Here is a 12,242-nt window from a genome sequence, read left to right on the forward strand (position 1 = left end):
CTCTGTTTATAATAATATTTTAGGGTTGATGTTAATTGCATTTTATTTGTAATCTTTATAATAGTTGATTCCTAAATCATCCCAATGGGTTTGTATTTTTTTAAGGGCTGTTTTAAAACTGTTGTAATCTTTGTTTTCAAGCTGTGTCCAACCCACTTCGGCATAAGCCGCAATTCTTGGGAAGCTTTGCCGTTCAACATCTGCATTTGTTGGTGTCCATTCGCTCCACATTTGGCAACCAAGTCCGTAAATATTGTCGTGGTATTGCGCATCTAAACCATCTGGAATGGGGTTAAAATCATAAGCCTTTTCCAATGGAATACTTTTGTAACTATAATCTAAATAGGTGCTGCTATGTATGGAGTTAACAATGCCATAGCCTTTTTTGGCGGCATCGGTTAATAGATTTAAATCGCCTTTCCAAAAATGAACAATAACATTTTTGGCGAGTTCGGTTTCAGCTTCTTTATCGTTTTGCTTTTCACCAAAATCTTTATGGATGTTTTTACCTAAAATTTCATTCCAACCCATCATTCTACGCCCGTTTTCTTCAATGAATTTTGATATTTTATTGGTAAAATCAACTTGTAAATCGGCTGGCGTTTTAATATTATTTGCCTTCATATATTTTTGAACCGATTTTGAATCTTCCCAAACTTTATAGCCAACTTCATCGCCTCCAATATGTATCACTTCAGATGGGAATAATTCAAACAATTCCAATAAAACATCTTTTATAAAAGTGATGACTTCGGGTTTTGTAACATCGTAATTATCGTACAAACGTCCAAATTTAATGGGCACATCAATATCAACGCCTGCAGTACCTAGCCACGTGTAGGCTGCAATGGCAGCACTGGAATGTCCGGGCATTTCAAATTCTGGAACAATATTTATATGTCTTTCGGCGGCATACGCCACAATATCTTTTATCTGCTCCTGCGTATAGAATCCGCCATGGGGCTCGCCAGAGGTTTTGCCGCTTTTCCAGGTACCTATTTCGCTGTCTTTTCTAAAGGCACCAACTTTGGTTAACAGGGGATATTTTTTAATTTCAACACGCCAACCGGCATCATCTATTAAATGCCAATGAAAGGTGTTCATTTTAAGCAGTGCCATTTGGTCCAGCATTTGTTTTACAAAGGCTTCACCATGAAAATAGCGCGATTCGTCTAACATATAAGCACGCCATTTAAAACGCGGATTATCGTTTATGGTTACAGAGGGCACCAAGTGTTTTGTGGTGTTTGTGGTTTCGGAGGTTTCGTTGGAGATTAGTTGTTTTATGGTTTGTACGGCGTAAAAATACCCGGCGTCATGATTGGCGTAAACCGTTATGTTTTTAGGCGTAACAACCAATTCGTAGGCTTCTTTTTCCAATCCTTCCTTTTGTTGAAAGATGATTGATGCATTTTTATCGCTGCTTGTTTTCAGTTTAAAACCCGTAGTTTCATCAACAAAATCTTGAAGGTTTTTTGCTGCGGCTTGTTGTGCTTTGGTGTCGGCAAAAATCTGTTGGCCGTCTTTAAGGGCAAAAGAGGCTTCGGACAAATCCATTGATGCCGGTTTTGGTAGTAGTGCAATTTCGGATGTCGTAAAGGTTTTGTTTTTTTCGGTACAACTGGTCAATGAAATAAGTCCGATTAAAGTATAGATAAAGAATTTCATTTTGAATATTTTAAGGGTTTTAATGATTGATAAAAATAGTTAAATAATGCGTTTTAAATAATGAATGCCTTCCCGATTTTTTGAATTGAACAGATTTTTAAGGTTTCTTTGGAAAAGCAAGATTTAAAGATGAATTTTGAAATAAATAACCAGTATATTTATAATTTTAATAGTTTTTTGAGGCTACTAATTTTATTTAGGAATCTAATTTCCTTATTGTCCTTAATATAAAATACAAAGGTAACCAATAAATTATTATGTTATACATAATACATATAACTTATTTTTACTAACTTAGTCGCAAAATTTTATTTTAAGAAATCTAATAGTTTGATTTTAAAGTCATAGTATTTCAGAAAATAAAGCTTGATAGAATTTTAATTTGGAACAAAAAAGTCTCTTATTTAAACGTATTTTAAAATGAAGAAAATCCAGAATGCCGTCATATTAATACTTATAGTTTTAACGTTTATTCCGTCTTTTGGTCAAGAAATTTCCAAATTAAGTACTTCGGACTTACCTAGTTTACCAGCAGAAAAACCAAACATTGAATCGCTTGGTTTTGCGGGCATGTTAGGAGGGGCACACAATGGTGCGATCATTGCGGCAGGTGGTGCAAATTTTCCTAACGGCTTGCCTTGGGAGGGGGGCAATAAAGTATGGAGCGCAGATATCTATATTTTTGAAAACGACCAATGGCGTTTATCAGAAACGCAATTGCCCATGCCACTTGGTTATTCGGCTTCGGTATCAACAGATAAAGGCATTTTGTGTATTGGCGGTAATAATGAAACTATGGTAAGCGATAAGGTTTTGCTTTTGGCCTATGATACATCTTCCAAAGAAATAAATATATCTGAATACCCGGTTTTGCCAGAACCTTTAGCATTTTCATCTGCCGTTGTAAACGATGATTTTGTATATGTTGTGGGCGGTAAAAACACAAAACAGAGTACCAATTCATTTTACAGGTTAAACCTAAAAGACCCTAAGGGCTGGGAGAAATTAACCGATTTCCCTGGGCCTCCAAGAGCGCTCCATTGTATTGCAACCCAAGAAACACAAACCAATAAAAAGTTGTTTGTAATTGGAGGAAGGAATGAAGTGTCCGGGCAAAAATCCGAAACGCTCACCACATATTTATCTTACGATTTTAAAAACAAAACCTGGCAAGACGAGGGAAACCTTGAAATAGATGGTAAAACCAGGGTATTAATGGGAGCTTCGGCAGAAACCATGGGTTCCATGCACATTATGGTTTACGGCGGGAGCGATGAGCTGCTTTTTGATGAGTTGGAACACATTGGTTTGCAATTACGAACGGTACAAAACGATTCTATAACCACCGCACTTACAAATAGGAGAGATGACATTTTAAATGAACACCCCGGTTTCTCAAAAGAAATTTTGGCTTATAATTCCATAACCAAAAAGTGGTTTGTTTACGATTCCCTTACAACAAAAATTCCCGTTACGGCATTATCATTTAAAAACAAGGACGAGTTTTTTATTGTTTCGGGCGAGGTTTCACCCGGTATCCGCACACCCAAAGTACAAAATTTTAAAATCGCAGATGCGGCACATCCATTCGGAATTATAAACTATAGTGTGCTTGCGTTATATCTTTTAGTATCGGTTTTAATCGGAATTTATTTTGCACGTAAACAGAAATCTACGGCAGACTATTTTACCGGAGGCGGAAGAATACCTTGGTGGGCTTCGGGTTTAAGTGTTTTTGGTACGCTGTTAAGTGCCATAACATTCATGGCAATTCCGGCAAAGGCTTTTATAACCGATTGGTCTTTCTTTTTTCTTAACATAACCGCCATTTTAATAACACCCGTTATTGCTTTTATTTTCATTCCGTTCTTCAACAAATTAAAAATAAAAACGGCTTACGAATATCTCGAAGACCGTTTTAACTATACCGCCCGTGCATTCGGGAGTTTGTCTTTTATATTGTTTCAATTGGGGCGTATAGGCATTGTGTTGCTGTTGCCCTCGTTGGCCATTTCAATTGTGACGGGAATTCCTGTGGAAACCAGTATTCTTATTATGGGTGTACTGTGTATATTTTATACCACTTTTGGAGGGATTGAAGCGGTAATTTGGACAGACGTTATGCAGGTTATCGTGCTTCTTGGTGGAAGCATTTTGGCCGTAGTATGGATTATGCTACATACCGAAGCCTCATTTGGCGAGATGATAACTTATGCCTCCGAAAGGGATAAGTTTAATATCACCAACATGGAGCTTAACTTTACAGAATCTACATTTTGGGTGGTCTTTATTGGTGGGCTCGCGTCTGCGATGGTTACACAAGGTACAGACCAAACCATTGTACAGCGGTTTTTAACGAGTTCCAGCATTAAGGACTCTCAAAAAACCCTTTATACCAATGCGGTACTTACTTTACCGGCCACCATTATATTTTTTGGTTTAGGAACGCTTTTGTTTATATTCTATACCGAAATGCCTAACGAACTTTCTCCTGCCATTTCCAATAATGATTCGATTTTTCCATGGTATATTGTTCGTGAATTGCCTATAGGGGTTTCCGGTTTGTTGGTTGCAGGTATTTTTTCTGCGGCCATGTCCAGCATCAGTAGTAGTTTAAATTCAGTTTCAACAGCGTATTGCAACGATTTCCATGCACATTTTAGACCTAAAGTGGCCGATGTGAAGTTATTACGTATTGCACGATTGGTAACCATGATAACCGGTATTCTTGGAGTTTTGCTGGCGCTTTGGATGGCAAGTTCCAATATTAAATCGCTTTGGGATCAGTTTTATCGTTTCCTAGGCCTTTTTACCGGTGGTTTAGGTGGTATGTTCCTTTTGGGAATGCTTACCAAAAGAGCCAATGCCAAAGGCACTTTATTGGGCTTGTTGGTTAGTGCCGTCTTAATATGGTACATCAGTGTTTTCACCGATATTAGCTTTTTGATGTACTCCTTTTTTGGTGTTGCTTCATGTTTTATTTTTGGATATATTTTTAGTTTATTGTTTCCTTCAAAGGAAAAAGCATAAAAAGCGGATTGATTCATTTGTGGGTACGACCCGTTCTTATTCTAAAATCTTAACATCCAAAAGCAATTATAATTCTTGGAAACCATTCTAGTTTTGATAGAAATACGGTGTCCTAAAACCTCGTATACTTCAGAATAATATACATTATCGCTTTTGTATATATTTACATATTTAAACGTAACCGTTTGATTGTTAGCTATTTTTTGTTAACTTTATAAATTATATTAATGTCTCTTACGCAGCATTAATCTCCCTATTGAATTTTTTTATTAGTATTTATATACCCTAAATCATCCATTTAAAAGGAGCGGTTTTTATTATCATTCAATGTTATAAACCACCCTTTTAATTTGAAGATGATGTACGTAGGTGTATTTGGTAAGTATTTTATTTCATCACAATAAAACCTAAATACTATGATTCTCAAACACGCTACCCATACTCCGCTAAACGAAGCTGCATTTACGGCCTTGGCTTTAAATGATGCAGATACACATAATTACACTGAAGGTTCCATCACCAAAACCATAAACCATGACTAAAAAAGCCAAAATAATAGGTGTAGAGCGAGAAGTTGCAAACATAGATTACATTGTACCAAACACCTTGGGCCAAAAATTCGAATTAAAATCTTATATCGAAGTGTCTTCGAAGCGCTCAAAAAACACATTGAATACGGTAGTTTTTGAAGAGAACGATTTGGTGGCCTTGCAATTTACCGATAATACGGAGTGGATAGGGCACCCCGAGGATGTTCAGGCCATTTACGATAAAAAAACATTATCAAAACGTTCGCTTTCCAGTGAAGATTATGTTTTTGATATTCAAATCATTTCTGAAGATGCCAGTCGTGGTTTCATTAAACGTGCCATGGTAAAGGTTTTTAGTGTTTTTAAACCCATAGCAAAAGCTAAAAATTCCGTCGAGATTGGGATTCATAAATTGGCGGAATCTTATGATAATCGGATGCAATCGCATCCGGGATTGTACCAGATTAACGACAAATTCACCAGAATAGAATACACAAAAAACCTTGATACAACCCGCCCTATTTTACTCCTTTTACACGGTACTTTATCAACCACCAACGATGCGTTTTTTAAGCTTAACGACAATAACGATACCTGGAACGACATAGTGTCGCTTTACGATAATCAAATTTTGGCTTTAGAGCACTATACGCTGTCTGTAAGCCCGTTGCAAAACGCATTGGATTTTTTAAGGGATTGCCCCAAAGGCTGTAATTTAGATATTTTAAGTCATTCCCGTGGCGGTTTGGTAGCCGATATTTTAGCGAAATGCGACCACCGGAATCCTATTATTGGCTTTAGTAAAAATGAAATAGGAATATTAGGTTCTGACGAGGATGAAGCGGGCAATCAAGAATTGATGGATGCTATCAATAAACTGGCCAAGACAAAGAAAATTACAGTAAATAAAGTGGTTCGGGTAGCGGCACCCGCCAGCGGAACAACCATTTTATCGCGTCGTGTAGACCACTTTTTCAATCTGTTTTTAAACGCTGTGTCCTTGGCATTTGGTATTGGCAATCCTATTTACCATGCCGTTAAAGCCTTTTTATTGGAATTGGTAAGCCAAAAGGAAAACCCCGAAGTATTGCCCGGTTTAAATGCGATGATGCCCGAGTCGCTGTTCCAAAAAATGATGAATGCTTCAGATACCTCGGTGGTCAGCGATTTATACAACATTGCTGGCGATGCCGATATTGGTGGCATTAATTTTAACTCGTTAAAGGTTATTTTGGCGAATCTGTTTTATAAAGCCGACAACGATTTGGTAGTCGATACCAAACGTATGGAGCACGGTGTAAAACGAAAAGAAGGCATTTATAAATTTTTGGCGGAAGGAAGCAGCACCAACCACTTTAATTATTTTTCTGCCGATAATTCCAGTGCCGCCATTATTGAAGCTTTAAGGGCCAACGAAAACAATCCCACTACATTATTTACCAAACACGTTTACACCGAAGGTGAACGCGGTATATTATTAGATGCGCTGTCTTTAGAAGGGGTAAGCCTAAAACCAAAAATTGAAGGTATTACCAAGGATATTGTAATTATCGTGCCAGGAATTATGGGCTCCACGCTTACCAATAATAAGGAAGACCAGTGGGTAGATATGCGCGAATTGAATCGGGGAGCTATTGTTAAAAAACTCAATATCGAAGCCAAAAAAGTGGATGCCAGTGGTGTTATAAAAAAATATTATTACCAATTGGCAGAACATTTATCTGAAAAATATGATGTGATTACGTTTGAGTTCGATTGGCGAAAATCGGTGCAAGAGGCTGCCAAACAATTGCAAACACAGCTTGAAGATTACATGCAATCTACCAGTGGTAAAATTCATATTATTGCACACTCCATGGGCGGTTTGGTAGTACGCCAGTGCATGATCGACCATGCCGATACTTGGTCTAAATTCAAAGAAAACGTACAAAACCGATTCGTTATGTTGGGCACACCTTGGTTGGGTTCGTATTTAATTATGGAAGTGCTCACCGGTCATAGCAAACGCGTTAAGCAATTGGCATTTATTGATTTTAAGCACAACCGTAATGAACTGTTAAAGGTTTTTTGGAAATTCCCAGGGGTTTTTGAATTATTACCTATTGAAAATGATGATGTAAAACGACCATTTTGGCAACAAAACTTTTGGAAATCGATTGATTCGAAAACCAATTTAAAGCACATGCCGGAGCCCAAGGATAACGCCCAATCGCTAAAAGATTTTAAGGCTTACCGCGATAACGTTAAAAAGTTTTTGGAAGAAGATTTAACCAACGACCATTTTAGGAATATTTATTACATCTGTGGCCAATCAGACCAAACGGTTTTTGATTACGAATTCAAGAATCGTTTTCTGTCGAAATATGAAAAACTGGTTTATAAAGCCACGTCTCACGGCGATGGAAGTGTCACCTGGAAAACAGGCATTCCAAAGCAATTGCTAAACACTTCTAATTTATATTATACACATACTTCTCATGGCGATTTGGCCAACGAAGCTTACATATTCCACGGTATTTCAGACATTTTGGAAACCGGTAGCACCAACAGATTGAGCAACCAACAGCCCGCATCGCGAAGCGGAGAAATTATTTCGGAAGTTTTTGAATCTCCAGAACCGCTTTACGATTCAAAGGCCGTTGTTGAAGCACTTTTCGGTACCCATAAAAAAAGCGAGCCAGAAACGGAATTCTTCAATGTAAAAGTAATCCACGGCGATTTAAAAATGTCGGCTTACCCCGTTATGGTTGGCCATTTCTTTATGGATCTAATTTTAAGTGCGGAAAAAGCTTTAGATGGCTATTTGGACAACCGATTGTCGCAACGTTTAGGTATTGGCTATTACCCCGGCGAAATAGGCGAGAGCGAAGTGTTTTTCAACCTTAAAACACAACCCAAAGGGGCTATTGTTTGTGGCTTGGGCAGCACAAACGGTTTAACGTCTTATGTCCTTTCCAAAACGGTAAAGCAGGCAGTACTTAAATACGCCATGTTTATGCGCGACAATTACACCTTGCCACAAGCCAAAAAGTACGCCACCGGAATTTCGTTTGTTTTAATGGGAATAGGTTACGGTAAATTGCCCATTGAAGATTCCATAAAAGGTATTTTATTGGGTGTTGCAGAAGCCAATAAGCAAATTAAAATAACAGGAGAAGGCTTAAAGCTAATCGAGAATATTGAAATTGTAAACTACTACGAATCCATTGCAAGTGAAGCCTATTTTAGCTTAACCAGACTGTACAATATCGATAACCGCGTGGCATTTAATTACACCAAAGGCATTTCGAGGCGTCCCGGAGCAAAGAAGAGAAAAATATTTCAAGATGAAGCTTACGAGAGATGGTTTAATCTTCAGATAACCAGTATTTTGGATACCGATGAAAACATAAAGGACACCGAAACGGTAACAGGGTTTAAGTATGATGCATCCTATGGATTGGCAAGGGTTGAACAAGAAATGGTTAATGTTGGTTTACATAAAATAAACCATTTATTGGAAGAAATGTCAGTCAGTTCAAGTTGGGACCAAAGGTTATCTAAATCCCTTTTCGAGATGTTGATTCCGAATGATTTTAAAAACACCTTCAGAAATCAAAATAACTTGGTTTTAAAACTGGATAAATGTGCTGCTCAAATTCCATGGGAATTACTGCACGATTACCATATTACCGATGTCCCTGCTTCGGTAGACTCTAGTTTTATTAGGCAATTGGTTACCGAAGACACCACGCGTTTTAACCAGGTGGCGTTAAACAATATAGAGGCTTTTGTAGTGGGCGACCCTATTTACAATCAAGAAAATTTGCAACAACTTCCTGCCGCAAAAGCAGAATCTGAGTGGGTATCAAATCAACTGGCAAAAGATGGGTATCATGTTAACGTGCTTTTAAATTCCATCGCAAAACATATTATGATGGAGTTGTTTAGCAAACATTATAAGATGATGCACTTTGCAGGTCACGGCATTTACGATCCCGAAAATAATAACGTAGGCATTGCCATAGGTGGCGGTATTTGTATTGACCCAGCTATGATAAATCAAATAGGCTATGTGCCCGAGTTTGTGTTTATAAACTGTTGTTTCTCAGGTGTTGTTGATGCCCAAGACGATAAATACAGTCAAAACCGATACCGTCTTGCGGCCAATATAGGCACCCAGCTTATCGAAATGGGCGTAAAAGCTATTGTAATAGCTGGTTGGGCTGTTGATGATGCGGCTGCCAAGGTATTTTCAGAAACGTTTTATAAGTGCATGTTAAAGGGTTGCGATTTTGGTAGCGCCGTAAAATCCGCGAGGTTTGAATGTTATCAAGAACACAAACACAGCAATACTTGGGGCGCTTACCAATGTTATGGTAATCAGTTTTATAAGTTCGATACCAGACAAAAATCGAATAGACAACATCAAGAATACGTGGTGTCTTCTCAGGTACACACCGATTTAGATAATTTACTGATTTCCATTCGGGATAAAAAAGTAGATGAAAAAACGGCACTTATCAAATTGGATGCCTTTATCGACAAAGCCGAAGCCTCCAACCTGTTAGATGCGATGGTGTTGGAAAAAGAAGCCCTTATTTATGATGAATTGGGCAATACCGAAGTGGCGTTTCAAAAGTATAAAGGCCTATTTGAGTTTGATAACGGCAACTACTCCATAAAAGCCTTGGAGCAATATTGTTTAGTACAATCGTACAGGTTAGAAAGTATTATTGAATCTATTATGGAATCAGATGGAAAAGACGGGGTTGCCAAGGCCGTTAACACATATCTTGACGAAATACGGTTGCTCACCTTGGCCGGTAGAAATGCCAGCAGGCTAAACATAGTAGGAAATGCCTATAAAATTTCTGCGAAATATTTAGATGGTGCAAAGAAAACCGATCAATTAAAAACGGCTTATGCTTATTATAACGAAGCTATGGAAATGGCATCAGATAAGCACAGCGGGCAGTATTTAAATGCGCTATCAAACATGTTGTTTGTTGGTTTTATCCTCGAAAAGTTGGGTGATGAAAAGCTTTTGGACCGCTTGCAAACCAATAAAGCTTTCGAAAAAGTAACTGATTTATCAAAGTACTTAAAAGATTTCCGTCAAGAATTAGATGATTTTGATAAGGAAGACCTGGATATTTCAGTGCTCATTGGAATGACCGAAATAAGCTATGCTATTTTACTGGTTTCTGAAAACAATGATGACCACCAAGACCAACAAATATTACGATGGTATAAAGATATTTTCAATCAAATATACAGTCCGCGCTATATAAACATTGAAATCTCCCAAATCGATTTCTTGTTGGAATATATTGAAAATCAAGATATTGTAGAGTGTTTGGGCATTATTAAAACCGAATTAAAAAACCTTTTAAAACAATAAACTTATGGCTGTATTATATTTAGGAAGTTGTGATGCTGGAAAAACACCTAGTAGCAGGAAAGATTTTCTTAAACCGTATCATATCGATGGTTTGCTTATCAATAAAGTGTCCTTTAGAGATGACGACAGAACCAAATGGCGTTCCTTTCGAGAAGGCACAGGTGATGATGTGTTGAAGCTTCAGCGATTTTTGTTCAATGCCGGTTTTATGCCTCGCAGTGCTTTTGATGGTGTTTTTGGTTATGTTACCCAAGCTGCGGTAAGGCTGTTTCAAGAGTATGTGCGTTCCATGGAAGGCGTTACCAATATGGTGCCCGATGGTATGGTGGGCAGCGGTACGATGGATCACATAACGCGTTGGGAGAGAGAAAACAAGGTTTCAGACTGGGGGAAAATGTCCAGTCAAAATCCATCTAAATCATATTCAGATTGGATGCAATTGTTGCAACAAGCCAAACAACATTACACGAATAATCCGGGACCTATTTTACAGCATTTGAATAAGTTGACAAATACCTATTCAACAAAAAAACCTGCCGATTGGACGTTTAACACTAGCGATATTCATCTTATAGGCATCCGAAGAAAACAAACCGAAAGTGCCGTTAGACGGGAAAATGATGATTTGTTTGTCTTGCTCATCAATGGGATGGCGTTTACCTTTTGGGGTTCCACCGATGCCAGCGTAAATATGGCAAAACGGAAAGACGAAGCCTTTTTAATTGAAGGACAACATCTTTATCGTTTCGGGTGGCATAAAATATCGGTTGAAAGTAAAATTTACCGCGCTTTAAAACCTAAAAATCCTAAAGGTGTTATGATTATTAGGGATTGGGATAATGACAATGCCTACACCGACAAAGACATACAAGTTAAAGACAACCAAGGTAATGTAAAAGGCTTGCGCGTAAATCCGTCCATTAATATCCATTGGACCGGGATAGGGCGCTCAAATTTCTCGGCAGGCTGTCAGGTTATCGCCGGTAAAAGCTATCTAAACCATAAAAACGAATTACAGGATTGTTCCAAATTTGCTTCAAGTAGTTATAGCGGATTAACGACTTCAAACAAAAAAACCAAGGGCGCTTACAATGTGTTTACCGATTTAATATTGTGTTACGCGCCAAAACAGGTTACGCATTTGTATTATACGTTGGGGCGAGAAGCTTCATTGGATTTGTCGAATAATTTTGGAAGCCAATACGCCAAAGAGGTGTTAAATAGATTAAAATCTGTTTAAGTTTTTTTAAAGGAATATCAAATTAAACTGAAAAACTATCATGAAAAACTCAATCAAAATAATCGTTTTAACAAGTATGTGCCTCTTTTTGACCTCTTGTTATTCGGTAAGGCTTCGAAGCATTAATGGTGCGCCGCAACCAGATCCGTTAATGTTGGGCGATGATTATTACCGCGGCATGGAAGTGGTAACGCTTGATACCGTTATTAAAATAGACCTCACCTCAAAAGATTTTACATATCTGATAAAGGAAACCGATAAATGCAAATCGGGCAAACTCCACACGGTTGAATTCAGAAACACGTTTGGAGGTTCGCTGTTAAGTTTAGTAACCTTTGGAAGAAAACGCAAAATGAAAGTAAAATACGTTTGTATGAAACCAACAAATTAA

The 12,242-nt window shown here is 37.9% G+C and carries 6 protein-coding genes; 5 read left to right on the plus strand and 1 reads right to left on the minus strand.

Annotation, left to right across the window (positions count from 1 at the left end):
• Positions 1-42 precede the first annotated feature (42 nt).
• Positions 43-1,668 (minus strand): beta-N-acetylhexosaminidase, encoded by a 1,626-nt coding sequence (locus ACN5J7_RS12855; protein ID WP_418604221.1) that lies wholly within the window; start codon positions 1,666-1,668, stop codon positions 43-45.
• 420 nt (positions 1,669-2,088) lie between these two features.
• Here ACN5J7_RS12855 and ACN5J7_RS12860 point away from each other — a divergent pair, with 420 nt between their 5' ends.
• The 5 genes from ACN5J7_RS12860 to ACN5J7_RS12880 all read left to right on the plus strand — a co-directional run bounded on the left by ACN5J7_RS12860 (position 2,089) and on the right by ACN5J7_RS12880 (position 12,242).
• Positions 2,089-4,698: a sodium:solute symporter family transporter gene (locus ACN5J7_RS12860; RefSeq protein WP_418604222.1), complete on the plus strand. Its 2,610-nt coding sequence runs from the start codon at positions 2,089-2,091 to the stop codon at positions 4,696-4,698.
• 416 nt (positions 4,699-5,114) lie between these two features.
• Positions 5,115-5,240 carry a hypothetical protein gene (locus ACN5J7_RS12865; protein ID WP_418604223.1) on the plus strand — a complete coding sequence of 42 codons (126 nt, stop codon included), beginning with the start codon at positions 5,115-5,117 and terminating at the stop codon, positions 5,238-5,240.
• Positions 5,233-10,611: a DUF7379 domain-containing protein gene (locus ACN5J7_RS12870; RefSeq protein ID WP_418604224.1), complete on the plus strand. Its 5,379-nt coding sequence runs from the start codon at positions 5,233-5,235 to the stop codon at positions 10,609-10,611. The genes ACN5J7_RS12865 and ACN5J7_RS12870 overlap by 8 nt, the downstream gene beginning before the upstream one ends.
• 4 nt (positions 10,612-10,615) lie before the next feature.
• Positions 10,616-11,851: a peptidoglycan-binding domain-containing protein gene (locus ACN5J7_RS12875; RefSeq protein WP_418604225.1), complete on the plus strand. Its 1,236-nt coding sequence runs from the start codon at positions 10,616-10,618 to the stop codon at positions 11,849-11,851.
• A gap of 40 nt (positions 11,852-11,891) precedes the next feature.
• Entirely contained in the window at positions 11,892-12,242 is a 351-nt protein-coding gene (locus ACN5J7_RS12880) for a hypothetical protein (protein WP_418604226.1), read from the plus strand.

Origin of the sequence: Hwangdonia sp. (genome assembly GCF_048381975.1) — a bacterium.
Classification (GTDB): domain Bacteria; phylum Bacteroidota; class Bacteroidia; order Flavobacteriales; family Flavobacteriaceae; genus Hwangdonia; species Hwangdonia seohaensis.